The organism is Hyphomicrobium zavarzinii ATCC 27496 (assembly GCF_000383415.1).
GTDB classification, from domain to species: domain Bacteria; phylum Pseudomonadota; class Alphaproteobacteria; order Rhizobiales; family Hyphomicrobiaceae; genus Hyphomicrobium_C; species Hyphomicrobium_C zavarzinii.
Genome location: NZ_KB911255.1, coordinates 402715 through 427422, shown reverse-complemented (window position 1 = coordinate 427422; position 24708 = coordinate 402715). Strand labels below are relative to the sequence as shown.

29 protein-coding genes are annotated in these 24708 nt (G+C 63.0%); 5 read left to right on the top strand and 24 right to left on the bottom strand.

Annotated elements, in window-relative coordinates; all coding sequences use genetic code 11:
• Positions 1-20: 20 nt before the first annotated feature.
• Positions 21-386: a response regulator gene (locus tag F812_RS0102050; protein ID WP_020084292.1), complete on the top strand. Its 366-nt coding sequence runs from the start codon at positions 21-23 to the stop codon at positions 384-386.
• A 79-nt stretch (positions 387-465) separates the two neighbouring features.
• Positions 466-1404, top strand: coding sequence for a CheR family methyltransferase (locus F812_RS0102045; protein ID WP_051113759.1), 939 nt, complete (start codon positions 466-468; stop codon positions 1402-1404).
• A gap of 37 nt (positions 1405-1441) precedes the next feature.
• Here F812_RS0102045 and F812_RS25175 read toward each other — a convergent pair whose 3' ends face one another.
• Entirely contained in the window at positions 1442-2230 is a 789-nt protein-coding gene (locus F812_RS25175) for a lysozyme (RefSeq protein ID WP_020084290.1), read from the bottom strand.
• A gap of 140 nt (positions 2231-2370) precedes the next feature.
• On the opposite strand from F812_RS25175, the gene F812_RS26300 reads away from it, so the two are divergent.
• Both F812_RS26300 and F812_RS0102035 read left to right on the top strand, forming a co-directional pair.
• Positions 2371-2643, top strand: coding sequence for a hypothetical protein (locus F812_RS26300; RefSeq protein ID WP_156827177.1), 273 nt, complete (start codon positions 2371-2373; stop codon positions 2641-2643).
• A 245-nt stretch (positions 2644-2888) separates the two neighbouring features.
• Positions 2889-3113: a hypothetical protein gene (locus tag F812_RS0102035; RefSeq protein WP_020084289.1), complete on the top strand. Its 225-nt coding sequence runs from the start codon at positions 2889-2891 to the stop codon at positions 3111-3113.
• A 389-nt stretch (positions 3114-3502) separates the two neighbouring features.
• On the opposite strand, the gene F812_RS0102030 is transcribed toward F812_RS0102035, so the two are convergent.
• The 19 genes from F812_RS0102030 to F812_RS0101940 all read right to left on the bottom strand — a co-directional run bounded on the left by F812_RS0102030 (position 3503) and on the right by F812_RS0101940 (position 21112).
• A complete protein-coding gene (locus tag F812_RS0102030; protein WP_020084288.1) occupies positions 3503-5098 on the bottom strand; it encodes a flagellar hook-length control protein FliK in 1596 nt (531 codons plus the stop codon).
• Positions 5095-6399, bottom strand: a complete 1305-nt coding sequence (locus tag F812_RS0102025) for a hypothetical protein (RefSeq protein ID WP_020084287.1) — start codon at positions 6397-6399, stop codon at positions 5095-5097. Before F812_RS0102025 ends, F812_RS0102030 begins: the two co-directional genes overlap by 4 nt.
• Complete coding sequence (locus F812_RS0102020) at positions 6399-7622, bottom strand: MotB family protein (RefSeq protein WP_020084286.1); 1224 nt, start codon at positions 7620-7622, stop codon at positions 6399-6401. Before F812_RS0102020 ends, F812_RS0102025 begins: the two co-directional genes overlap by 1 nt.
• Positions 7619-8221 (bottom strand): hypothetical protein, encoded by a 603-nt coding sequence (locus F812_RS22215; RefSeq protein ID WP_156827175.1) that lies wholly within the window; start codon positions 8219-8221, stop codon positions 7619-7621. The genes F812_RS0102020 and F812_RS22215 overlap by 4 nt, the downstream gene beginning before the upstream one ends.
• The gene (fliF, locus tag F812_RS0102010; protein WP_020084284.1) at positions 8218-9915 is read right to left on the bottom strand and encodes a flagellar basal-body MS-ring/collar protein FliF; all 1698 of its coding nucleotides are present in this window, start codon (positions 9913-9915) and stop codon (positions 8218-8220) included. The genes F812_RS22215 and fliF overlap by 4 nt, the downstream gene beginning before the upstream one ends.
• A gap of 200 nt (positions 9916-10115) precedes the next feature.
• Positions 10116-11048: a flagellin N-terminal helical domain-containing protein gene (locus F812_RS0102005; RefSeq protein WP_020084283.1), complete on the bottom strand. Its 933-nt coding sequence runs from the start codon at positions 11046-11048 to the stop codon at positions 10116-10118.
• A gap of 191 nt (positions 11049-11239) precedes the next feature.
• On the bottom strand, positions 11240-12199 hold the full coding sequence (locus tag F812_RS0102000; protein ID WP_020084282.1) for a flagellin N-terminal helical domain-containing protein: 960 nt from the start codon (positions 12197-12199) through the stop codon (positions 11240-11242).
• Between the two features lie 334 nt (positions 12200-12533).
• Positions 12534-13490 carry a flagellin N-terminal helical domain-containing protein gene (locus tag F812_RS0101995; protein WP_020084281.1) on the bottom strand — a complete coding sequence of 319 codons (957 nt, stop codon included), beginning with the start codon at positions 13488-13490 and terminating at the stop codon, positions 12534-12536.
• A gap of 181 nt (positions 13491-13671) precedes the next feature.
• A complete protein-coding gene (gene fliP / locus F812_RS0101990) occupies positions 13672-14415 on the bottom strand; it encodes a flagellar type III secretion system pore protein FliP (protein WP_020084280.1) in 744 nt (247 codons plus the stop codon).
• On the bottom strand, positions 14412-14909 hold the full coding sequence (locus F812_RS0101985; protein ID WP_020084279.1) for a flagellar basal body-associated FliL family protein: 498 nt from the start codon (positions 14907-14909) through the stop codon (positions 14412-14414). Before F812_RS0101985 ends, fliP begins: the two co-directional genes overlap by 4 nt.
• 12 nt (positions 14910-14921) lie before the next feature.
• Positions 14922-15680: a flagellar basal body L-ring protein FlgH gene (flgH, locus tag F812_RS0101980; RefSeq protein WP_020084278.1), complete on the bottom strand. Its 759-nt coding sequence runs from the start codon at positions 15678-15680 to the stop codon at positions 14922-14924.
• Between the two features lie 11 nt (positions 15681-15691).
• Entirely contained in the window at positions 15692-16744 is a 1053-nt protein-coding gene (locus tag F812_RS25170; protein WP_020084277.1) for a MotE family protein, read from the bottom strand.
• Positions 16741-17850, bottom strand: a complete 1110-nt coding sequence (flgI, locus tag F812_RS0101970; protein WP_020084276.1) for a flagellar basal body P-ring protein FlgI — start codon at positions 17848-17850, stop codon at positions 16741-16743. The genes F812_RS25170 and flgI overlap by 4 nt, the downstream gene beginning before the upstream one ends.
• The gene (gene flgA / locus F812_RS0101965) at positions 17850-18350 is read right to left on the bottom strand and encodes a flagellar basal body P-ring formation chaperone FlgA (RefSeq protein WP_083929028.1); all 501 of its coding nucleotides are present in this window, start codon (positions 18348-18350) and stop codon (positions 17850-17852) included. Before flgA ends, flgI begins: the two co-directional genes overlap by 1 nt.
• Positions 18351-18374: 24 nt before the next feature.
• Positions 18375-19163, bottom strand: coding sequence for a flagellar basal-body rod protein FlgG (flgG, locus tag F812_RS0101960; protein ID WP_026867773.1), 789 nt, complete (start codon positions 19161-19163; stop codon positions 18375-18377).
• A gap of 21 nt (positions 19164-19184) precedes the next feature.
• Positions 19185-19526 carry a flagellar hook-basal body complex protein FliE gene (gene fliE, locus F812_RS26905; protein ID WP_020084273.1) on the bottom strand — a complete coding sequence of 114 codons (342 nt, stop codon included), beginning with the start codon at positions 19524-19526 and terminating at the stop codon, positions 19185-19187.
• Positions 19526-19945 carry a flagellar basal body rod protein FlgC gene (gene flgC, locus F812_RS0101950; RefSeq protein ID WP_020084272.1) on the bottom strand — a complete coding sequence of 140 codons (420 nt, stop codon included), beginning with the start codon at positions 19943-19945 and terminating at the stop codon, positions 19526-19528. The genes fliE and flgC overlap by 1 nt, the downstream gene beginning before the upstream one ends.
• 3 nt (positions 19946-19948) lie before the next feature.
• Positions 19949-20329 carry a flagellar basal body rod protein FlgB gene (flgB, locus tag F812_RS0101945; protein ID WP_020084271.1) on the bottom strand — a complete coding sequence of 127 codons (381 nt, stop codon included), beginning with the start codon at positions 20327-20329 and terminating at the stop codon, positions 19949-19951.
• 144 nt (positions 20330-20473) lie between these two features.
• Positions 20474-21112 (bottom strand): MarC family protein, encoded by a 639-nt coding sequence (locus tag F812_RS0101940; protein ID WP_020084270.1) that lies wholly within the window; start codon positions 21110-21112, stop codon positions 20474-20476.
• 213 nt (positions 21113-21325) lie between these two features.
• Here F812_RS0101940 and F812_RS0101935 point away from each other — a divergent pair, with 213 nt between their 5' ends.
• Positions 21326-21601 carry an usg protein gene (locus tag F812_RS0101935; RefSeq protein WP_020084269.1) on the top strand — a complete coding sequence of 92 codons (276 nt, stop codon included), beginning with the start codon at positions 21326-21328 and terminating at the stop codon, positions 21599-21601.
• Positions 21602-21619: 18 nt separating this feature from the next.
• Here the strand turns inward: F812_RS0101935 and F812_RS0101930 are convergent, their stop codons facing one another.
• The 4 genes from F812_RS0101930 to motA all read right to left on the bottom strand — a co-directional run bounded on the left by F812_RS0101930 (position 21620) and on the right by motA (position 24612).
• Positions 21620-22093 (bottom strand): hypothetical protein, encoded by a 474-nt coding sequence (locus F812_RS0101930; RefSeq protein WP_020084268.1) that lies wholly within the window; start codon positions 22091-22093, stop codon positions 21620-21622.
• 10 nt (positions 22094-22103) lie between these two features.
• Positions 22104-23186, bottom strand: a complete 1083-nt coding sequence (gene flhB, locus F812_RS0101925) for a flagellar biosynthesis protein FlhB (RefSeq protein ID WP_020084267.1) — start codon at positions 23184-23186, stop codon at positions 22104-22106.
• Positions 23187-23270: 84 nt separating this feature from the next.
• Positions 23271-23648, bottom strand: a complete 378-nt coding sequence (gene fliN, locus F812_RS0101920; RefSeq protein WP_020084266.1) for a flagellar motor switch protein FliN — start codon at positions 23646-23648, stop codon at positions 23271-23273.
• An 82-nt stretch (positions 23649-23730) separates the two neighbouring features.
• On the bottom strand, positions 23731-24612 hold the full coding sequence (motA, locus tag F812_RS0101915; RefSeq protein ID WP_020084265.1) for a flagellar motor stator protein MotA: 882 nt from the start codon (positions 24610-24612) through the stop codon (positions 23731-23733).
• Between the last annotated feature and the right edge of the window lie 96 nt (positions 24613-24708).

Genomic DNA, 24708 nt, shown 5'->3' with positions numbered 1-24708 from the left:
GTAGCGTAAAGGTGAGTGACATGAAGAAAGCGCTCGTGGTGGATGACTCTTCCTTCATCCGCAAGATCGCCCGGCAGATTCTCGACAACATGGGCTTCGAAGTCTCGGAGGCCAAGGATGGCGCACATGCCCTCGAGCAGTGCCAGGCATCCCTGCCCGACCTGATCCTTCTCGACTGGAACATGCCCGTGATGAGCGGTCTGGAGTTCCTGACCAAGCTCCGCAAGATGCCGCACGGCGACGAACCCCAGGTCGTCTTCTGCACCACCGAGAACACGCGCGACAAGATCCTGACCGCGCTCGAAGCCGGCGCGACCGAATACATCATGAAGCCTTTTGATCAGGAAATTATTCGCACCAAACTCGAGCAGATCGGGATGGTGTGACGATCAAAGCCCGTGCGTGTGAGCCCGCGAAGGCAAGCCCGCCACGATCGGCTCAACCTTAATATAAGTGATGCGTAACATGTCCCAAGCATTTGACGCCCTTTGCGAATTCTTGCGCCGCTCGTCCGGCCTGGTGATGGAGCAGAGCAAGAAGTACCTCGTCGAAAGCCGCGTCATGCCGATCGTCCGGCGCGAAAAGCTTTCGGGGCTCGAGGAACTGGTGCTCATCCTCCAGAAGAACCAGAACCCCAAGCTCACCAAAGACGTCATCGAGGCGATGACGATCAACGAGACCTACTTCTTTCGCGACAAGGCCCCCTTCGATCAGTTCCGCAACGTCATGCTGCCGGCGCTGATCGCGTCACGCCAGAACGACAAGCGCCTGCGCATCTGGTCCGCCGCGGCCTCCACCGGCCAGGAAGCCTACTCGCTCGCGATGATCCTGGACGAGAACGCGGCACGTATGCCCGGCTGGAAGATCGAGATCCTCGGAACCGACCTTTCGGACCAGGTGCTCGAAAAGGCCCGCAAAGGCATCTATTCGCAGTTCGAGGTTCAGCGCGGCCTGCCGACGCCCATGCTGCTGCGCCACTTCAATCAGATCGGCGATAGCTGGCAGATCTCGGACGCGATGCGCTCGAAGGTCACCTTTCGCCAGATGAACCTGCTCGCCGACTACACCTCCCTCGGCCGCTTCGACATCATCTTCTGCCGCAACGTGCTGATCTACTTCGATGCCGCCCGCAAGATGGACATCCTCGGCCGCATGACGCGCATCCTTGCGCCCGATGGCTTCCTCACGCTCGGCGCATCCGAAAGCTTGATCGGCCTCAAGACGGATCTTGTCCCGCATCCCGAGCACCGCGGAATTTTCCAGCGCGGCGGCGCCATGGCGTCTCCCGCAGCAGACGCGGCTTCCCGCTTTGCCTCGCGCATCGACACACCGGCTCCCACCCTGCCGCCCGGCTTTGGCGCAACGGCCATGAATGCCGCGGCCCGCTTTCGCACCGCCGGCTAGGTCATCATCTCAGAATTGGACGTATTGAACGCGGCGGTCAAATCCGCCGCGTTTCTTTTTCCTGACGATCCCGGTCAGGCCGTGCAAGCTCGCTGCCTCTCCCGAGCTGCGCGAGCCGCGTGATGTCGGCGATGTTGTTGGCTCCGAGGCCTTCTGTATCGACAAGTGCGGCCAGCGCGTCGCCCGCTACGCTCTGCAGCATTGTCCTGACCGCAAGACGCTCCGTCCGCGGCCCGCGCTCGAGCGCGACCGATCCGGTGTCGCCCGGTGCATCGGTCGAGCGTGGCGGTCTCGCCTTCAAAAGCTCGGCGACCTTGAGCGCGCTCGCATCACGATCGAGCACGACCGGCGGCAACATCTCCGCCGCGCCGCCGCTCGCCGCCGCGTCGTTCGAGGCGCTGGCGACCGGCATGGCGTCCGGATTGCCGATCCACATCGCTTCCTGAGTGCGCCGATTGACGAGCCCCGGCAGAACCTCGCCGCCCGCCTTGTTGTATTTCTGGAAGATGTCGCGGGCTGCATCGAGATCGCCCCGCCGCACGGCATCGCCGAGGCCGCTGTCGATCCAAGCCGTTCCCGCGTTGTAGGTGAGCGACGTCAGCGCCGCCTTGGTGCCTTCGTCCACATGCGGCGCCGCCTTTTCGACGATCGAACGCGCAGACGACACCTCGGCCTGGAACCTGCGCTCAGCCTCCGTACGGCTGATGACCTCACCGGCGTAGCGTGCCCGCGTGCCGTAGCCGTTCGTGTGCTGCGCATAGTCCCAAGTCGCCTTGGGCGTGAAACCTTCGAAGTTGCGGATCGCATCCAGATAAAAGCTGTGCATGGCAGGGATCTGTGGCCTCCGACCAGCCTTGTTAACCCGAGGCCCTTGCGTAAAGCTGACGCCGATTTCCAGACCCAGACTCACGAGATCCTTGGCACGGCAGTTGCGTAGAACGGTATGTGTCCTCGTTTGGTGCAGCCATGCAGCTATCCGCTAACCTTCGCGCTCGAATCTCCGCTCTCGGTGAGTTGTCCCGCCCTTTGGGAGAAACCCGTGCGACGGCTCTTGCCCGCGCGCTCGTCAATGCAGTCGCGACCGACGTAGCCCATGGCCGCGATCCACAAGCCACCATCGACGGCTGGATTCGCCGTATTGCCGCTGAGATCGTCGAAAAAGCCCCTACCGAGACCGCCACGCCTAGAAAGCCGGCCGGTCCGCGCCGCATCGGAGACGTTCTACCGGAGATCCACTGAGCTCTTAGCGGCTCACTGGAAGCGTTGTGCCATCGCAATTGCGCCGGTCTTCCCGCCTCACCGTGCCGAAGCCTGACGAGCCGTTACTGCCTGTCCCGTTCTGGCACGAATAAGCCCGTAAAATTTGAGCAAACTTTTCCTGTGTCACCTAAGCCGACTGCAAGAGGCCCTGAGGTACAAAGAGTGACGCTGCCGCACCAAAGCGGTGAGCCGAAAAAAGTATCAGGGTCAGGGTCGGTTCAAACATGTACCAGAAAGCCAATGTGACTATGCTCCGTCAGCGTCGCGACAACATCCGCGAGTGGCTGGAGGAAGAAGCCCCGTACACCGACGTCGACCAGCGTCACCTCGATGCCCATACGCCCGAGCGTGCCTATTGGCACCATGGCTATCAAGCCGCGCTGAGCGACATCATGGCTATGCTCGCCCTTGAAGGCGAAAGAAACGACACCTCGGACATTCCCAATTAGTGCCGGCCGGCCTATCCGGATGCATCCGGTTCCCCGGCGGCTGGAAGTCGTGGAACAGTTCGCACTCCGCATGGAAGGCCGCCTCACTGGACGTCGAGCATCTGTACTTGAACAGATTGCCCGACCCGATGAGCTGAAGAAGCTTGTCGCGGACGTCATGGTCGGCCCGGCCGACGTAGTCGACATAGAACCTGCCGTCGGGGCCTTTGTGTCCAAGCACAAAGGCTCCCGGCGCGACGCGCGGGATGGTGTCGGTAATGTCGTCGTAAGCGAGCCTGAAGGGCCCGAGAAGTCCTGTGCTTGTCATCGCTCTCGCCGCTCGTGGACCAGACGGGAATGGAATTACGCTCATACCGAACTCACGCTCTAACAACGCCGTTTACGCGGGATTAAACATATAGCCCTTCCGCGCTCCTGCGAATGCCGTTGCTGCCGGCATCCTTACCATCCGCGGGTGTGGGATAGTCCTGCCGGCCGAAAGATCCGTTCTCCTGGCGGCCTTGGCCACCGGAGGAATTCGCGAGGCCCTGGCCAAGCTGCCCCTGCGGCGACCCTTGGGATGCCGCGGAGCCGGAACCGCCGAAGCCGGACTGCGTAACGCTCAAGCGGGAGGCTTCGCTCTGCGGGCCGGTCGTGACGCCGTCGACCGAGTAGCCCGCCGAGGACAAAGCACCGACCAGCGCATCGCGTTCTCGCTCGATCACGGCCAGCGTCTCGCGCCGCTGTGTCTCGAGATGCACGGTGATCGCGTTGTCCTTGAGCGCGAGCCGCACCGTCACGCTGCCGAGATTGGCGGGCTTGAGCTCGATGCTCAGGACCTTGACCACGCCTTCCGACGAGCTTTCGCCGAGGCCATCGGCCCGCAACTCAGCTTTCACCTCCCGGGCGATCTGATCGCTCAGGGGCTCGTAAGTGCCAGTCGCATCGGAGGCCTCGTCCATCGGCCGGCTGGCCTGAGCGGCGTTGAGCATGGACACGAACGAGTTCGCCCCCTGCTGTTGCGAATTCCCGCTCGAAGAGCCTCCGCTATCCTGCTGGCGCCCGCCCGCATGGGCTCCCATGGCTTGATCCGCGGATGCGCTGCCACCCTGGCTCCGCGCCTCGACCGCCGGTGACCGGCTCGCACCGGTCTCGCTCTTGGATGCGGTGGTGTCTGTATTCATCTCCGGCCGGACGCGATCGAACGTCTCTCGAACACCCTGTCCCGCCTTGGCTGCTGCCGTCTCACGGGCAAGCTGCTCTCCCTCCGGAGCGGCCTCCGCCGCCTCCGACGCAGCCGCATCCACCGGCTCACCGAAAGACGCGACCGCATCCGATGGCATCGGCTCCAGAGCCAGATGCTTCTCCTGGCCCAGGACGGTCACCTTGATCTCGACCGGAGGCTCCACGCCGGGTGCGTCAGCGAGCGCGTCCACGCCGATTTCCTCGGACGCCTCCGGGTTCTTGAGAAGGGCCAGAAGCTTGGCCGCATCGAGCTGATCCTCGTTTTCGATGACCTCGCTCGGCAGCAGTGGTCCGTCCTCTTGCGTCTCGGCCTTCTTATCCTCCGTGATATCGCCACGGCGCACCAGCGCTTCGCCCGTCTTCAATGTCGCGAGTGCCTCGGCAAACTCCCCGCTCTGAGCCGGGTCCGAAGGCTCGACAGGCTTTTCCAACGCCGCAAGAATCAACGAAAGGCCAGTGACACCGCCCTGGTCGGTCCGCTTCGTGCCCTCGTCGCTCGACCGCGCGGAATCGTCCTCGCGCTTGCCCGTATCGGCCGCATCCTCGTTGCTCGCGTCCTTGCGCTCTGTGCTCGCCCGTTCGGACGCGTTCGCGCTCCGCGAAGACGAGGAAGCCGGCGTATCCGAAGAGCGCGAAGCCGAATCCAGAGCATCGCGAAATGACGTGTCTCCACGATCGTTGCGCGCGCCCTCACCCGGGCTCTGGCGCACACTCGTTGTCACGGAGAGCATGGCTGAATTCAAAGCCTGCGCGGCGCTCACTGCGGCACTCCTTCCAATAGTGAATCGACTTTCGAAAGCAACGTCTGCGCACGGCCGACGGCTTCCGGCGGCGCTTCCTCGAGCTTCTCCGGAGCCTCCGGCCACTTGCCGACAGACCGCGCCACGGCGAGCGCGGACTCGCGCACCTCCCGATCCGAAGCACCGAGCTTTGCGACATCGACCTGGTTCAGCAGCTCGACCCCGCGCTCGAACTCGTCGGTCGCGACCAGGGACGCCCCCTCGAACAGCTTCGCCCGCTCGACCGCGCGGCTGCCAGGCTGCGAGAGATCCCGCGCCTTGTTCGCCGCGAACTTCGCGATGTCGATGTTGCCGCCCTTCGTCGCTTCCTCCGCAATCGAAAGGTAGAGGCCGACACGTTCGGCCGCGGGCACCTTCATCAGCTCGGACTCGGTGCGCGACACCCACTCCGACGCGCGCTTGTAGTTCTGACGCGCCACGCCAGCAAAGAACTGCCTGCGGAAGTTGCGCGCGAAAAGCGAGCGTGGAAAGCGGCGCGAATACTGTGAGGCGAGCACGTCGAAGCGCTCCACCTCGCCTTCTCGCGCCAGGAGCAGGATCTGCTGGCGCAGGGCCGATTCCTCGATCAGCGTTCCCGGCGCGAGCAGGCGCGCCTCGTCGAAGAAATCGATGGCCTTCTTGATGTCCTTCTTGCCGATCAGCGTGCCCTGGATGAGCGCGATCATGCCGCCGAGCAACGGATCGAGCTTCCGGGCTTCGATCTTGTGGATCATGCTCAGCGCATCGACGAGCCGGCCTTCCCCGTAGGCCAGCGCACCCTTGAGAAGACGGCGCTCGATGAACGGCGTCTTCTTACGCCCGATAACCGTCTTGAGAACCGCCGGATCGCCGCCGCTCAGAACGAAAAAGATGGCCGCGCGAACATTGCGAACGTCGTCCCAGGCGCCCACAGGCAGATCGCGCATCTGCTCGCCGTAATCGCGCAGCAATTTCCGCTGAAGCTCATGCGCCGTCGTGCTGCCGGAAGCGACCTCGTCTTGCACGGAGCGAAGCGAGCGCACGAGAACGTAGGGCTGCTTGTCGAGCTCAACGGCCGGCATCTCGGGCCAAAGCGGTTCAGGCGGAGGCTCGCCCTCCGCTTCGCCGCCTTCAGCAGCCTTCGCGTTATCGGTGGCCTCGCCATGCCCGGCTTCCGCGCCCTCGGGCGGCGGAGTGCTTTCCGCCTTCGCGCTCTCGCCATGGTCTCCCGCCGCTATGGCTCCGCCGGCGCCGGCCGAGAGGCAGGCGAGTGCGAGCAGCAGGAAGAGAGCACCACCTCTCATCACGTCCTGGGCACCCTGAGAAGGATCTCGATACGGCGGTTCTCCGCCGCATTGGGATCTGACGGAATCTTAGGCTTGCGATCGGCCTGCCCCTCGATGCTCTCGAAGCGGGTTTCCTGAACGCCGCCCCGCACGAGCATGTAGTAGGCCATCTGCGCGCGCGACATAGAAAGACGCCAGTTGTTGTTCTTCTCCGACCGGAATTTCTTCGCGTCCGTGTGCCCGCGCACGACAATGTTGCCGTCGCGCGCAGCCAGCACCTTCGCCACTTTCTCCATCACGAGCACCAGCTCAGGCCGCGGCTCTGCGGAAGCGCTGGCAAACATGCCGAAACGAAAATCGTCCGTGAGACTGATCAGATAGCCCTCGTCGACCTTCTTCACCTCGATGCTTGGCTTCTTCTCCGGCGCGAGTCCCTGAAGCTCCTTCAAAATCTCGCCTTCGAGAGCGCGCGCTTCCGCCTTGCTCTTTTCCGCGTCCGCGTCCTTTGCTGCATCTGCCGGCTGCGCTTCCGCGGGGACGGCCTTGGGCGCCGGCTCCCCCGCTTCTTCCGGCTTGACCTCGAGCGGCGGCTCGAGGCCCGGGGGCTTCGGATAATCACCCGCCTCGTCGAGTGTCATCGGCGACGGCTCGGCCTGGCCCGTGTTCTTGTCCGGAACAATGGGGCGCTCTGCGAACGGCTCGAACGGATTGCTGTAGGCGTCTCCCCCGGGCAGCGTACTCTCGCTCTTGGCGTCCTTGATCTGATCGTTGTCGCTCGCGGCCTTGAGCGCGAGCCGTGCCAGCACGCCGTAAGGGTCGTTGAACAGCTCCTCCTCGGCCTTCTGCGCCACGCCCTCCTTGAGCTCTCCGTCGCCTCCCGGCTTCGAAGCGCCCTGCATCTTGTCCTTGCCCTCGATGTCGCTGATGTTGGCGCCTTTGTCGGAGGGCCCGACCGTCGTGGGAGCGGTCTTCTCCGTCTCCTGCTCCTCCTCGACGCCTTTCGTGGTCGGCCTCTTAGAATTGAGCTTCAGCGGATTGAAGTAGGTGGCGATCTGCTGGATCTTCTCCTTGTCGGAAACGTTGAGGAGCCACATCACAAGGAAGAACGCCATCATCGCCGTCATGAGGTCGGCGAACGCGATTTTCCACGCACCGCCGTGATGGCCTTCCTCGCCGTCACCGCCGCGACGCCGGACGATGACGACCTCATGCGGGCTAGACACATCTCCGTCGGCACTCATGCGCCATCCCTCTCGATTGCGTTCGCCCAGGCGCCGAGCTGTGTTTCGATAATCGTCTCGTCGGCGCGCACGGTCACATCAACGCTCTCGGTCACCGAGAACGACACACCCTCATAGGCACCCAGCCGGCCTTCCATCGCCGAGATCAGATCATTCGGCCCAGAGACAGAGACTTTCGCGTACTCGCCCTTCGCCAGCAGACTGTTGAGGAGAGCGGATAGCTCCTCGATGGCCTTTACGCGGGACTGCTCGCTGATGATCGGAACGAGAATGCGGCTCGCTTGATCGGCAATGCGCCGCTCGACATCCTCCATGGACGACGAGAGAAGCTGCCCAAGAAGCGCGCCCTGCTCTGCCGCCCATTTCTGCCGCTCGGCGGCAAGCTTCTTTTCGAACGCGGCTGCTTGAGCTGCGAGGGCCGCGTCGGTTTCCACCTGCGCGGCTGCGCGCGCTTCCAGAATGCCGCGGGCGTGCGCATCGCTGATCTGCGCGGCGATATCTGAGTTGCCCTCTCCGCCGATCGGGGCTCGGCCGCCACGCCGTGACGGCTCCCCGCTCATCTCGGTGAGGTAGTAGGCGACCGGAAGTGCCGTCGTCATGCGGCCCGCTCCCGCATCCACTGCTTGAGGATGTTGGCGGCTTGCTCTTCATCGAGCGCGACCATCTGCTCGAGCCGGCGCTGCGACAAGCGCATGACGTCGGTCGTGATGTCCTCGATGAGATTGGGCTCGCGCTGCGCCTTGATGCCAAGCAGTTCGGCGGTCGCCGCGGAGTCGGCCGCGAGAGCCGCGATCTCCGCCTCTTCGTTCGAGGTGAGCAGCGACCCGTCGTCGACGGCCGCGCCACCTTCGGCCGCGCCAAGCGCTCCGCCGGCCACCTGCGCACCTTCCTTCTGGTCGAGCAGCAGCCGCGTCACGGGCCGCAGTCCGAACGTAACCACGATGAACACGAGGCCGAGCACCGTCAGTGCCTTGATCAGTCCCGTAGCGAGCCCGATCAGCGGCCCCATGAGGCTCGCTGTGTCGAAGCCCTGGTTCATTTGGGTGTCTTCGGCGAACTCGACGGCCACGACGCTGATCTGATCGCCGCGCTTCACATCCACGCCAGCCGCGGTTCCGACCAGTCTTTCGACCTCTTTCACCTGCGCCTGCACGGCTTCCGGCGTCGCGGATTCACCCAGCGTCGCCAGCAACCTCTTGCGGTTGAGCACGACCGCGATCGTCAGCGCGTCGATCCGGTAGCCCTCGCTCGTTGTGGAGATCGTCTTCGAGTTGAGCTCGAAGTTCGTGAGATCCTCGCGCCGCTCGTTGGTGCGCTTCGATTGATCGCCGCCCGAGCCGCCCGCGCTCTGCTCCGGAACGTTCTGCTCGACACCCACCGGCTGCTTGCTGGAGGTATCCTGCTGGCTTCCGCTTTCCTTTACGACGCGCAGCGAGCGCTCGACCTTGGAATCCGGATCGAACGAGGTCTCGTTGGTCTGGCGTTTGTCGATGTTGAGGCGCGCCGCGACGCTGACCTCGAAATTATCGAGGCCGAGATAGGGCGTCAGCGTCTTGCGAACATTGTCGGTCAGATCCTTGCTCACCGTCTTCTCGAGCTCGATCATCCGGCTCGATGACGTGGAGCTGGCATCGCCCGCGGAGGCGAGCACGGTGCCGTCGGTGCTCAGAATGCTGATGTCATCGACGGTCAGGCCCGGAACGGCCGCCGCGACGAGGTGACGGATCGCCTGCGCGGTCGAGGCGTCGGCCGCCATCTCGGTGCGGATGACGACGGAGGCCGAAGCGGGCTGGCGGCCTCGGCGAAAGGAGCCGGTTTCCGGCATGACGATGTGAACGCGCGCGGCCTTCACACCCTTCATTGCCTGGATGGTGCGCGCAAGCTCGCCCTCGATGGCGCGCACGCGCGTCACTTCTTGCATGAAGGAGGTGAGGCCGATGGGGCCGAGCTTGTCGAACAGCTCGTAGCCCGCGTTGGAGCTCGAAGGCAGGCCCTTCTCCGCGAGCAGCATGCGCGCCTGCGCCGTCTCCTCGCGGCGAACCATCACCTTGGTTCCCTCGGAGTTGACGTCGAAAGTGATGCCGGCATCCTTCAGAACGGCGCCGATGCGGCTGACATCCTGCGCGTTGAGGCCGGAGTAGAGCGTGTCGAAATCGGACCGGCTGAGGTAGTAGCTGCCGAAGCCGACCGACGCGAAAACGGCGAGACCAACCAAGCCGAGCGCTGCCAGGCGCTTCGTCCCGAGCGCCAGCAGATTTGCCCAAAGTCTGTCGAGTTGTTCGAGTCCGAGCATTGCCGACTCAACCCCTTGCGCGGCTTGTTGGATTTGTGCCGAAGGGATTCTGGGCAATTAAGCTTGCGTGGAAATTGCGCCGAGTAACGAAACGCCCTGAAACGCCGCCAAAATAGCGAAGGCCACGCCGGGGCGGGGTGGCGTGGCCTTCGGGGGCGCGGGGTGATGGGATCCGGGCCCGGAAACTCTTGGGACGGCGGTTAGCCCTGGAACAGCTGCAGGATCTGCTGAGCGGACTGGTTGGCGATGCCAAGCGCCTGGACGCCGAGCTGCTGGCGGACCTGAAGCGCCTGCAAGCGAGTCGATTCTTCGTTCATCTCGGCATCGACAAGCTGGCCGATGCCGGTGTCGATCGATTGAATGAGCTTGCTGACGAAATCTTTCTGCAGGTTGATGCGCGACCTAGCCGCGCCCAGCACCGTCGCCGCGTCCGTCATCGAGCTGAGCGCATCGTCCACGCCTCGAATCATATCCTCGAGGTCGGCCAGATCGGCCGTATCGTCGGTAATTGTCGAGATATCGAGGGTCGCAGCCGTGTAGGTGGTGCCAGCCGTGGTCGTCCGATCCTTGTCGAGCACACCCTGCAGGGTACCCGACGTCGTGGTGTCGAACAGCATGGTGCCGGTGGGGCCGACGTTCACCTCGATCTTGCCGATCGTGATCTCGCCGGTGCTGTCGCGCGAGTAGGAAGCCACGATCGTCTTGGAGATGATGCCGGTCGAATCGGTCATCAGCCAGTTCTCGCCGGAGAACACTGCTGATTCGGCCGTGCTGCGCAGCTCTGTCTGCAGCGCCGAGATTTCGCTTTGGATCTTGCCGCGGTCGAGGCCGGGGGCGCGGGCAGCCACCAGCTTGGCTTTGATTTTGCTTACAGTTTCGATCGCGCTGTTCATCGCCGTCACGGTGACGTCGGCGGTTGCCGCACCAAGGCCGAGCGCGTCCTGAACCGTTGAAACCGCCATATTGTCGGATCGCATCGTCGTGGCGATCGACCAGTAGGCGGCGTTATCGGAGGCGTCCTTAACCCTCAGGCCCGTCGAGATACGGTTCTGCGTGACCAACATATCCTTGTTGGTCTTGTTGAGGGTTTGCAGCGCGGTCATGGCCGCGACGTTGGTATTTAAGCTGCTCATTCCGGCGCCCTTTTACCGATTCGTGACTCATTGTTTCCTTTGAACCTTGTGTGGGGATTGCCACCCTGACGTAGGCCCGGCGCAGGACCACGAGGGAGTCACGAATCGGAAAAGCGCAAAAAAGCGAAAACCGCGCCCCTTTTGGGGGGGCGCGGCTTTCGATTGGGGGAACGGTCGAAGCTTGTAGAGGCTTACTGGAACAGCCTCAGGATCATCTGGGCCGACTGGTTGGCCATTCCGAGCGCCTGGACGCCGAGCTGCTGGCGAACCTGCAGAGCCTGGAGGCGAGTCGATTCCTCATTCATGTCTGCGTCGACGAGCTGGCCAACGCCGGTATCGATGGCGTCCATCAGGCTGTCGGCAAATCCCTTCTGAAGATCGACGCGGGCCTTCACGGCGCCGAGGACGGTCGCGGACTCGGTCATCTCCTTGATGGCCTCGTCGACGCCCTTGATGAAGTCCTCGATACGGTCGAGGTTCGTCTGCGAGTCATCGGTGAAGCTGCTGATGTTGATAGCATCCGGATCCGGCGTGCCGCTGCCGTCGTCCTCGGGGACGATACGGAAGTCGGCGCCGCCGCTGGCAGCGGTCCGCATCTTGTCGAGAATGCCCGTGGTGCCTGCGCCGGTATCGAGCAGGATCGTCTTGTTGAGGTCGACCGTGATGGTGCCGACCGAGATCGAGCCGGCGGCATCGCGCGAGAACGAGGAAACGAGCGTACGCTCCATTTCGCCCGTGCTGTCGACGGCGAGCCAGTTCTGGCCCGAGAAGATCGACGTCGAGACGGCGCTTCTCAGCGATTCCTGAAGCTGCGAGATTTCCGACTGGATCTTGACTCGATCGAGGCCCGGCGTGCGGGCGGCAAGCAGCTTGTCCTTGATGGCGGTCGCGGTCTTGATCGACGCTTCCATGCCCTGCATAGCAACATCGACCGTGGCGGCACCGAGACCCAGCGCATCCGACACCGTGGAGATGGAGCTGCGATCTGAACGCATCGTCGTGGCGATCGACCAATAAGCTGCGTTGTCGGACGCATCGTTGACCCGGAAGCCGGTAGAGATCCGGTTCTGCGTGGTCAACATTTCCTTATTGGTATGATTCAATGACTGCAGGGCAGTCATCGCCGCAATGTTGGTGTTAATGCTGCTCATCGTGTGTTCCTCTTCCGACTCGTCTGTCCCGCTCCCCAAGTCGGGCTTTCACGGAAGAAAATAAGCATTGTTGCTTACCGAACCGTTAAACAGTGCCCCAAATGCACCAAAACAATTCAAAATGGGACACTCCCACCCCCCGCGCGCGGTGGAAGTGCTGGAAAACGCAGCAGAATTGAGGGTGCCATACGGCCCGGCCGCCAAAAGCCGGACTATCCCGGCGCCGCAACGACGGGGCATCTGCCACCTCCCGGTGGCCCAAAAACAATAAATAATAAAAGGCCGCACCCAAGGGTGCGGCCTTCGAAATCGTCAAATCGAATCCTGACGCTGCTTATCTGAAGAGCGAAAGGATGGACTGCGCCGACTGGTTGGCCATGCCGAGCGCCTGAACGCCAAGTTGCTGACGCACCTGCAGAGCCTGAAGACGCGTCGACTCCTCGTTCATGTCTGCGTCGACGAGCTGGCCGATACCGGTGTCGATGGCATCCATCAGATTGTCCGCGAAATCCTTCTGCATATCGATGCGCGACTTCACGGCGCCGAGGACGGTCGCGCCATCGGTCATCTTGGCGATCGCCGAGTCGACACCCTTGATGAAGTCCTCGATGCGATCGAGGTTCGCCTGGGAATCATCCGTAAGCGTGCTGATGTTGATGGCATCCGGATCAGGCGTGCCGCTTCCGTCGTCCTCGGGGACGATGCGGAAATCGGCGCCGCCGCTGGCGGCCGTAATCATGCTGTCGAGAATGCCGGTCGTGCCCGAGCCCGTATCGAGAAGGCGCGTCTTCGACAGATCGACCGAGATCGTGCCGACGGAGATGTTGCCGGAGGCATCGCGCGAGAAGGACGAGACGAGCGAGCGCGTGCTGTCGGCGCCGTCTGCCGCGAGCCAGTTCTGGCCCGAGAAGTTCGACGTAGAGACAGCGCTTCTCAGCGATTCCTGAAGCTGAGTGATTTCAGACTGGATCTTGCCGCGATCGAGGCCCGGCGCGCGGGCAGCGAGCAGCTTGTCCTTGATCTGGCCGGCGATCTTGATGGCGCCTTCCATGCCCTGCATGGCGACGTCGACTGTGGCCGAGCCGAGCCCGAGCGCGTCGGAGACGGTCGACACGGCGCTGCGATCCGAGCGCATCGTCGTAGCAATCGACCAATAAGCGGCGTTGTCCGAGGCATTGCCGACGCGAAGGCCGGTCGAAATGCGGTTCTGCGTGACCAACATGGACTTGTTGGTCTGGTTCAACGACTGCAACGCGGTCATCGCCGCGATGTTCGTATTGATGCTACTCATTACTACTACCTTTACGCTACACCACCGCGACCGCGACTACGGCCGTTCTTTTACACTCGCGGCACCGTGCTTAGGGCCTTGCCCCCCAACCCAATCTGCCACTAATCGAAGTTATAGCGTCGAGGTATTGATCCACGGTTAATTCGGCCTTGCTCCCCTCCGTAAAATTCGGAGCTTTGCCTCATGGGAACGAGCGCACGAGCCCGCCAATGAGCAGATTCCACCCGTCGATCAGCACGAAGAACAGCACCTTGAACGGAAGGCTCATGACAGTGGGCGGTAGCATCATCATGCCCATGGACATGGTGAGCGTGGCGACGATCAGGTCGATGACGAGAAATGGCAGCACCACGAGAAAGCCCATCTCGAAGCCGCGCCTCAGCTCCGAAATCATGAACGCGGGGATCAAGACGCGCAGCTCCACCTCCGCATCGGCGGGACGGGGACCAAAGCGCTCCTGCGCGAGATCCTCGAACAGCTCGAGATCCTTGGGCCTCACGTTGGCCCGCATGAACTCCCGCAGCGGCTGCGTGATCTGAACATACGCCTCCTCCTCGCTGATCTTGTTCTCGGCAAAAGGCTTGAGTCCGTTCTGCCAGGCTTTGTCGAAGGTCGGCGCCATCACGTAGAAGGTCATGAACAAGGCCAGACTCACGAGGATCATGTTCGCGGGCGTCGTCTGCAGTCCGAGACCCGACCGCAGCAGCGAGAGCACGATCACAAACCGTGTAAAGCACGTCACCATCATGAGGATGCCGGGCGCCACCGACAGCATGGTGACGATCAGGATGATCTGCACCATGCGCCCGCTGACCGTCTGCTCGCCCGCCGGCAACAGGCCCTCGAGGTTCAACCCCTGCGCCAGAGCAGCGCTCGGCAGCACCAGCAGAAGCATGAGCACGGAGAAAGCGGCGAGACGTCTCATTCGATCACCACGCCATGAATGATGACATCTTTGATATGCGTGCGGTCACGAATGGTGGCGCGATCGATGAAATCCTCCCGGAGGTTCTGGAACCCGCTCGGCCCCTCGAACTGCGCGAGCGTCGCCGTGCGGAGGTAGGCAACGAAATCCTCGGCGAGCTGGGCCGCCAAGGTATCGGCGCCCTGGGGCATGTCATCCATCAACAGCGATGCCTCGATGCGAATCCAGGCATCCTTGGGCTCGGCGAGATTGGCCACGATCGGCGTCATGGTGACGAGCTTAGCGGTGGAAGGCACTGTGGATTTGACCGGCTCCTGCGCCTCAGGCTCCTTCGCCTTCTGCTTGGCGTTCGCTTCAGCCGCGCTCTTCAGCTTGCCGTCGAGAAAGAAACCGAACCCGGCTCCAAAGCCGAGCGCCAGCAGGGTCACGACAATGATCCCGATCAGACCGCCGCCACCGCCCTTCCCGTCACCCTTGGCATCGCTCTTCGCCACCGCCGGTTCTCCTTAGAAGGGCGTGAGAAGGTCGAACAGTTGCTGGCCCACCGCCGGCTGCTGCACTTCCGTGATGCGACCGCGGCCACCGTAGGAGATGCGGGCTTCCGCGATCTTGTCATAGGCCACGGCGTTGTCGGTCGAGATGTCGCGCGGCCGCACGATGCCCGCCACGCTGAGCTCGCGGACTTCGAAGTTCACCCGCACCTCTTGGCTGCCGCTGATGATCAGGTTGCCGTTCGGCAGCACGCCGGTGACGACGGCCGCCACCAGAAGCTCGATGCTCTCGGACCGGGTGATGCCGCCTTTGCTGTCCGTCGAGGTCTCCGCATCGGCCTCCACGTTGACGGACATATCGCCGGTGTGGTTGAGGCCGCCGGACGTCGCGAGATCGTAGCCGATCTTCGGCTTGAGCTTGGTCGTGGCGTCACGCGACCGCTTGGAGTTGTTGTCGAGGTTCGCCTTGTCCTTGATCGAGATCTTGACCGTCACAACGTCGCCGATCTTGCGCGCACGCGGATCGCGGAAAAGATCGGCGCTCCCATCCTGCCAGATCGAGTTTCCAGGCCGATAGGCCGGCTGCGGCGTCGGCTCCGCGGGCAGCGGGACGCGGTCGGCAAGCAATCCCGACCCCACCGCGCTCAGCGCCGGCTCGCGGTTAAAATCACGGATGTCATTCGCACAGCCGCCCGCAAACAGCGTGAGCGCAACAACGACGAGGGCCGGCCGCCTCGAGAGCGCCGGCTTCCGCCAAAGACAGATCCTCGTCATGGCTCACCTCGTCATGTTCCCGGCCGCTGCGGCTGAGGAGCTTCCCCCGCGGGCGGCTCCGGCGCAGCACCCCCCGCCTGTCCGGCAGCGCGCCGTCGTTCAGGCGGAACTTTCGCGGCACCCGAGATGATCGTCGCGATCTTGGCAGCCCGCTCAGGGTCCATCTCACCCATGATCTGGCTGGCCACCTTCGTTTCGAGCTTGGTCACCACGGCCGCGGCCATCTCCTCGTCGAGCGTTGCGAGTTGCACCGCCGCCGCATCGGGCCGCATCCGCGAATAAAACCCCACGAGCTTTTCGTGAGCCTTACGTGAGAACTCGTCGCGCCGTTCGAGCCAGCGCTTGTACTCCAGCGTTTTCGACTCGAGCAGCTGCGCGCGCTTGTCGAGCTCCGCTTCCATTTCCTTGATTTTCTTGGCCTGCCAGGCAAAGCGGGCATCTGCCGCCGTATCCGCGGTATTGAAGCAGTACTGTTGCGCCGCGGTCGCATTAGGCGGCAGCGCGTCCAAAGGACCCGGCTTCTTGAAGAGCGTGCCGTTGTCAGTTGCAGGCGCAGATTCGCCCGCGGCAGCCTCAGGCGCCTTCGCAGCCGCTGCATTTTCAGCCGCTGCCGCCACGGCCTGCGCCGGCGCAACCGGTTGCGCGGTGAGCGGCCTGATCGGCGTCGGCCCCGCAAGCGGTGGAACGGTCGCGTCCGGAACCGGGCGAGCCCCGGCTGCAGGCGTCGTAGCGCGAGGCTGCGGGATGGCCCCCGTTACGATCGGCGACCAGGCGCCCTGGGGAAGTGGGTTGCGCACATTTGGCGGCGTGTTCCGCTGCGCGGGGAAAAAGCGCGGATCGATCGTAGCGGCAGGCCGGTTGGCCGAACCCGGCGGCGGCGCGTTGAAAGTTCCGCCCGGCGTCGTGGCGACGGTCGGCATCCAGCCCTGCTGAGCGGACGCCGGCGACCAGAGCGCCGCGACGAGCAACAGCGCTGCAAGCCAGAAGGCGATTTCCAAACCGCGCGGCAGCGCCTGCGCCTCTATCCGGTCAAACCGCCAGTCATGAGCCTGCTGCCGCCTCATTGCACCACGAGCTCCGCCTGCAGGGCACCCGAAGTTTTGATCGCTTGAAGAATGGCGATGATCCCGGTCGGCCTGAGCCCCATCATGTTGAGCCCGCGCACGAGCGTCTCCAGGTTCGTGCCGCCCATGATCGCGAGATTCGCGCCTTCCTGGTTGACCGTCACGAAGCTTTCCGGAACCACCACCGTCTGCCCATCCGAGAACGGCTCGGGCTGCGAGACCTTGGCGCCCTCGGTGATGCGCACCGTGAGGCTTCCATGCGAAACGGCAACCGTCGCGATTTGCACGTCGCGGCCGATCACCACCGTTCCGGTGCGCTCGTCGATCACGACGCGGGCGGGGCCATCGGCATGGGTGAAGAGCTCCCCGATCTCCGCCAGAAAACGGGCCGCATTCACGTTGTAGGGCCTTTCGAGCGCGACGCTTCTCAGATCCTGCTCGCGCGCCGTCCGCTTGCCGTACTTGTGCGTGGTGTAGTCGTTGATCGCATCCGCGATGCGAACCGCCGTGCTGAAGTCAGGATTGCGCAGCTCGAGCACGAGCGTGCCTTCGTCGTCGAGCGAGCCCGCGACTTCCCGCTCCACCAGGGCGCCGTTCGGAATGCGCCCCGTCGTCGGCACGTTCTGGCTGAGCGATTCCGCCCGTCCCGTCGCCGAGAACCCGCTGACCGCAACCGGCCCTTGCGCAACCGCGTAAATGGCCGAATCCGCACCGTTGAGCGGCGTCATGACCAGCGATCCGCCCGCAAGCGACGTGGCGTCACCCAGCGACGACACCGTGACGTCGATGCGTGAGCCCGGCCCTGCGAACGGCGGAAGATCCGCCGTGACGAGCACCGCCGCGATGTTCTTGGTCCGCGAATTGGCATTTCGGATGTTGACGCCCATCTGGTCGAGCATGGATTGCAGCGACTGCGCCGTGAACGGCGAGTTGCGCAAGCTGTCTCCCGTACCGTTGAGGCCAACGACGAGACCGTAGCCGATCAACTGGTTCGCGCGGACGCCCTGCACGGCCGTGATGTCTTTTATTCGCACCCCGTCGCCGCCCGCGCTCGCCGGTAGACTCATCAGGATGAAAAGAGCGAAGAGCGTGAGGCAGCGCATCATCACATGCCCACCCGCACCGTTCCGTCTGCCTGCACGACGCCGCGGATCGTGGTCCCCGCTTCCGTATTGCGCAAGCTGATGATCTCGCCTGCCGAGCCGGCCTGAAGCGGCACCGCCACGGAAGAGATGATAAGCGCGCCCGACTGGAAGATGACGACCGCGGGCTGTCCTTGCTTGACGGCAAAAGGCTCACGAATGCCGGTTGCTGCGATCGGCGCATTCGGAAGCAGCGTCTGGCGCGCCACCTTGCCGATCAGCTCCTCCCGCGCACCGGCGAAGCCAGGGCCTTCGAAGTCGGGGCTCCGAAAAACCCGGTCGACCAGCATGGTGTCGGCGATCACGTCGCCGGGATAGATGGTCACGCGCGGAACCGGCAGCACGCGCTCGGCTGCGAGAGCCGGCACGGCGGGCAAGGCGGCAACCACGCAGAGAGCTAAGCACGCCACAGGCGCGAACCAGCCCCGCATTCTGGAAATGACGGGTCTAAAAGCCTGCACCATGGTCGTCACCGCTCCTTTTCACGCCTACCGCATGTTGTTGGCGACAGTGCCGTACATCGCATCGACCGTCTGGATGACCTTCGAGTTCATTTCATAGGCGCGCTGCGCCGAAATGAGCTGCGTGATCTCCTTCACCGCATCGACGTTGGAGTTTTCGAGATAGCCCTGGTGGATACGTCCGAAACCAGCATCTCCGGGCACGCCCGTGACCGGATCGCCGGACGATTGCGTCTGCCGATAAAGGTTGCCGCCCATGGGCTCGAGACCAGCGTCGTTGACGAACGCCGCCATCGTAAGCTGGCCGATAAGCTGGGGCTGCGTCTGGCCCGCGATCGTCGCGTAGACCTCGCCCGTCTCGTTGACGACGATCTTCGTCGTATCCTGCGGAACCGTCATCGCAGGCTGCACCTCGTACCCGTCGAGGGTCACGATCTGCCCCTGGTCGTTTTTGTTGAAGGCGCCATCGCGCGTATAGAACGTCTCGCCCTCGGGCCCGGTGATCTGGAACCAGCCCCGGCCATTGATCGCGAGATCGAGCGGATTGGTGGTCTGTGCGAGCGAGCCCTGCTCGTGCAGATGCCGGACGGCCGCCGTGCGCACGCCGAGGCCCACGTACGCGCCTTCCGGCACGTTGGATTCACCGCCGCGCGCCGGCGCTCCCAGCGCCCGCTCCGCCTGATACAGCAGGTCCGTGAACTCGGCCCGTGCCCGCTTGTACCCGGTGGTGTTGATGTTCGCGATATTGTTCGCGATCACCTCCAGGTTTGTCTGCTGCGCATTCATACCGGTCGCAGCAATCGAAAGCGCTCTCATGAAGGTGTCCTGCTTGTACCGTTAAATGGTCATACGGCTGATTTCGAGATACGCAGCGACGACCTTGTCGCGAATGGCGATACCGGCTTGCAGCGTCTGCTCGGCGGCCATCACGGCCTCGACCACCTGCTGCGTGGTTGCTTGTCCGCGAACGCCCGCGACGGCGGTCTGCTCGCCGGATTTGAGCGTCGTGATCGCATCGAGCGTCATCTGCCCGAGCACCGTCCCGAAATCGGTAGGAAGCGTCTCGGTCTTGACCGTGTTCGGCGTGCCGACGACCGGCGTCGGCTGGGCGATCTGGCCCGCGCCGACCGTTCCGGCAAATCCGCCGTAAGGAGAAAGCTTGCCGACGCCGTCCAGCATCACGAGCTCCTGAGAAGATCGATGGTCATCGAGATCAGCGAGCGGGCCTGCTTCACCACCTGCAGGTTCGCTTCATAGGACCGATTGGTCTCGCGCATGTCCGCGAGCTCCACCAGCATATCCACGTTGGGCAGCTTGACGTTGCCGTTGGCATCCGCCGCCGGATGGCTCGGATCGTATTCGATGCGATAGGGCTTGCGGTCGAGATCGACGCGATCCACCTGCACCATCTTGGCGCCGGACGCATCGTCGAGGGCCGATTCGAAGCTGACGGTCTTGCGCGTATAGGGATTGGAGCCCGGCGTCTTGCCAGTCGATGACGCGTTGGCCAGGTTTTCCGACACGACCAGCATGCGCCGCGACTGCGCCTCGAGCCCCGAGGCGGCCACCTTGATCGCAACTTGCATCGGATCGGCCATGTCTTACCCCCGCGACGCGGCTAGAAGCATGCGATGGAACGTCTTCAGCACGCTCGTGTTGCGTGCGTAGGCGCCGGCCACCTCGCCGGACTTGAGCATCTGCTCTTCGAGGCTCACGCTGTTCCCCGAATGCACCACCTGCCACTTCGCCGATTCCTCGGTGTCGGCATCGCTGCCGGCGCCGCTCGTGGGGCTGAGATGGTTGGCCTGCGTCTTACGCATCTCGATGCCGGTCGAGTTGAGAACTGCCTCGAAGGGCTCCACGTCGAGCGCCTTGTATCCGGGCGTGTTCGCATTCGCGACGTTCTGCGCGAGCACCGACTGGCGCACCGAAAGCCAGCGGTTCTGCTGAGACGCGATCGAGAAGAAGTTGATGGAATCCATGGGAAGCGCAGTCCCCTCTGAGCCTCCATCGGTTTTAGGTCTCTAATCTTGTCTGAACCTTGTGATTGTCCGCGCGTGCGACCCTGAGCAGGGAGAGAAATCATCGGCGGCTGAAAGTGTTAACGTCGTCTCGGTGAGCGTCCGCTAGCCATGCGCGGGGATCAGCCCGCTCGCGCCGATGCCGTTGAAGAGCGCCTGCACCGCGATGGCGGCCAGCAGAATGCCGAACACCCGCATCAGCACGCGTTGCGCAGTCACCCCGATGAAACGCGTCACGTCATGAGCGAGCATCAGCAGCGCGAGCGTGAGCGCCATCACGGTCGCGAGCGCGGCAAGCGTCATGGAAAGAGCGAACGCATCGCCGTGCGCGTTGGCCGCGAGCAGGATACCCGCACTCATCGCGCCGGGCCCTGCAAGCAGCGGCGTCGCGAGGGGAAAGACGGCAAGATCTTCCTTGTGCTGCGCCTCTGCTCCTTCCGGAGGAGTGAGCTTGAACGCACTAGTTGGCCGCGCGAACACCATGTCGAGCGCAATGACGAGCAGAATGACTCCGCCCGCGGTCTGCAAGGCCGGGATCGAAACGCCGAGTTGCTTCAGCAGCGGACCGCCTGCAAGCGTGGAAGCCCCCAGAATGACGCTCGCGATGAACGTCGCACGCATCGCGATTCGCCTACGCTCCGCCGCCGAGACCTTGGGGGTCAGCGTTGCGAACAGCACAGCCGCCTCGATCGGACCGATCGTGGCGAAGAACGTCGTGAAGCTTGTGAGCGCCGCGGCAAGCATCAGCTCGGCTCCGAGCGGAAATGAAGAGCCATCGCAAACGAAGAAAGCGAACGAGGTTTAGGCAGTCTAGCGAAGCGATGCAAAATCACTAGGCAAGCTGTTAGCAACACCACCGAGATGCTGCTAAGCAATTGATTGCAATAAATAATAATTGGAAATTTCTGAATTTCACGTACCCTGTTTGCGTGAACCTGGCAACCGGGGGAGCCAACCTTGAGCACAGCCGACAACGACTTTGTCCGCATGCTTGCGGGCTACAGTCTAACGACCGCCGAGATCATTTACCGCCTGCCCGACCACCCGTCGCTGATGCAGAGCTACATCTGGCAAGACTACGACCTGCACCCGCGCTTTCCAAAATTGAAGAGCTTCCTCGACTTCTGGTCGCACAACCTGGAAGGCAAACTTCATCAGGTTCTCGTTGCGCACTCAGGTCTCGTAAAGCCGTGCGAGCTGAAGTTGATTGGAGCCGAGTTCAGGCTCCAGTAACGAGCAATCCGCAGGGATCTAGTGCTCGGCGCGCGCGCCCGTATCCGCTTGCGGCCGATGTCCTCGGCTCGTCGGCACGAGGCGCGCGTCCTCGATCGCCTCGACGAGGCGGGCCGTGTTCTTGTCCGGATCTTCGGAGCCACCCTCGAAAGATACGTAGCTGATCTCGATCCCCGCTTGCAGGGATTGCAGCACCAGACGGAAGTAGGCCGAGACGTTGAGATGATGGAACTCCATGTCGAGCGAGATGCACGGCGCGCATCCCCACGGCAGATCCACCTCTCCTGAAAGTCCAAAGCAGATCGTCCCGGGCTTGAAGAACATCTCGGTGGACGAGTTGACGAGATTGCGGATGTTTCCGAACTGCTCCGTTCGGATGAAAGCGATGAAATCGGCAGGATCGACGAGCCTCAGCTCCGAGGCTACATCCCTCATGCCTTCGGCCAGTGCCTTTTCACGCTCGCGCGAATAATCTTTGCCCTGCTTCAGCATATCTCGATCCTCACACGGCCCGTCGTGGCTGTTGTCCCCGCTGCTGCAGGAACAGAATGACGCCGGCCACGGCCTTGTAGAACTCCGGTGGAATCATCTTATCCACCTCGACGCTTGCGTAGAGCGAGCGTGCCAGCGCCCGGTCCTCATAAATCGGAATATTATTTTGCTCGGCGATGAACCGGATCTTCAACGCGATGAGATCCTTGCCTTTAGCAAGAACGACTGGCGCGCCTCCTTCTTCCCGCACATAGCGCAATGCGACGGAATAATGCGTCGGATTGGCGACGATCAGCGTCGCTCTCGGCACCTCCGCCATCATCCGGCGCCGCGAACGGTCTCTCTGCAGAGACCTCAAGCGCATCTTGATGAGCGGATCGCCTTCGACCTGCTTGTGCTCATCCTTGACCTCCTGCTTGGTCATGCGCAGCTCTTTGCGCCAGGAGAAGCGCGACCAGGCGAGATCCGCCGCGACGAGGATAGCCGTCGTAACCACCACGGCCGATAGAAACCGAATGCTGAGATCCTGCATCAGGCCCGGGATTGCGGTCGGCTCCATGAACAGCGCGTTGAACATTTCGCGGTAAGAGCCGCCTAGCGCGATGTAGCCGCCCACCGCCACGATCGAGAGCTTGAACAGGCTCTTCAGGAACTCGACCTGGCCCTGTACGCCGAAAATCCGGCTCCATCCCTTGGCGATCGAGATGCGCTCGAGCTTGGGCTCGATCCGGTCCACGACGAATTGCGGCTGATTCTGCAGGAACGACGCTGCGACGCCCGCGACCGCCAGCACCAGAACGACGGGTGCGATCACCTTCGCCGCCTCGATCGCCACCACGAGCAGGATCGCAGATGCGTCCGCACCTGTTCCGACCGAGAAGCTTCCAGGATGATCGATGAAGCTCTCGAGCGAGAAGCGCAGCTTCACCACGTTGTCGGAGATCAGGAAGTAGACCGCGATGAGGATCGCGAGCATAGAGGCCAGAGTGGTCGCTTCGCGCGAGTGAGGGACTTGGCCCTTGTCGAGCGAATCGCGGATCTTCTTCTCTGTTGCCTCTTCTGTTTTACTCTCTTTGTCTGGCGCCTCTGACATCGAGATGAGACCTGCTCAGAATGGGCAATAAGTGGAAACGGGCGCCGCCGCTGAAAAAAGCACGGTTGCGCAATAGTCTCGCGATCAGGCTACCCGCGTCGGCGCCGAGCTGCCGATGACTTCCGTCAGCGACACGCCGAACCGCGAATTGTCCTCGTCGAGCACCACCACCTCGCCCCGGGCGATGACACGGCCGTTCACCACCACGTCGACAGGCTCGCCCACCTTACGGTCGAGCGGAACTACAGCGCCACGTCCGAGCTTCAGAACGTTCGCAACCGGCATCGTCGCCGACCCGAGCACGATCTTCACCGAGACGGGGATTTGCAGCACCGTCTCCAGATGGCGCGGCTTCTGGCCAAGAGCCGCCTTCGCGGCCCCGTCTACCTCACCCTGCCCCGGATCATTGATCGACTGCAGCTCGGCTGCGGCGGGACGAAAATCGGAACCTTCTTGGCTCATCGCGGGCTACCTGGGTTGACTGCGTTTCAAAAATGATCCGAAAGACTCGCGTTACGTAAAATCCTGCGGGCGCCCGTGCGGCTTACGCGGCCTTCTTGGCCTCGCCGCCGCCTCCGCCGCCCACCGTCTCTGCTTCCACCTCGTCGATGGTCGGACGCTCGTAGGCGGAAATGGTCTTGCGCCCATACTCGACCGCGACCTGCGGCATGGCCCCGTTCATGAAGGCCAGAAGCGTCTGCTTGGCGACGATGTAGAGGCGCATCTGCTTCTCGCGGCCCACCTTCACCTTTGTCGCGAGCGGGCCGAACACGCCGTAGGAGAAGAAAATGCCTGCGAACGTTCCAACCAGCGCCGCGCCGATCAGGTGACCGAGAACCTCCGGCGGCTCCGAAATCGCGCCCATGGCCTTCACGACGCCGAGCACCGCCGCGATGATGCCGATGGCAGGAAGGCCGTCCGCGACATTGGTCAGCGCCTGATAGGCTTTGAGCTTGTCGTGGCGCAGCGTCTGGATCTCCTCGTCCATCAACGCCTCGACCTCGTGTGTGCGTGCGTTGCCGATGATGATGAGACGGCAATAGTCGCAAATGAAGACGGTGAGATCCTTGTTCTTCAGCACCGTCGCGAATTTCTGGAAGATGGGCGATTCTGCCGGCTGGTCGATGTGCTTCTCGACCTCGTTGCGCGGCTTGCTGCGCAGCTCTCGCATGAGCGAGTAGAGAAGCCCCATCACGTCGAGGTACTGGCGTCCCGAGGGCGCGGCATTGCCGAATGCTTCGCCGAGGCCCTTGCCCGCGTCCTTGATCACCTTCATCGGATTGGCGACGATGAAGGTACCGAGCGACGTGCCGAGAATGATGACGAATTCCCACGGCTGCCACAGCACTTCCACATGCCCGCCCATGGCCATGAAGCCACCGAGCATACATCCGAGCATAACGACGAGACCGAGGATGATCGTCACGAGCTAACCTCGCGTTAATGGTTGTTAACGCATTACTAGCGGTGACCTCCTTGTGCGAGCCTGATCTGTGGTCCGGCCCTGGCAGGCCTCCCGGAT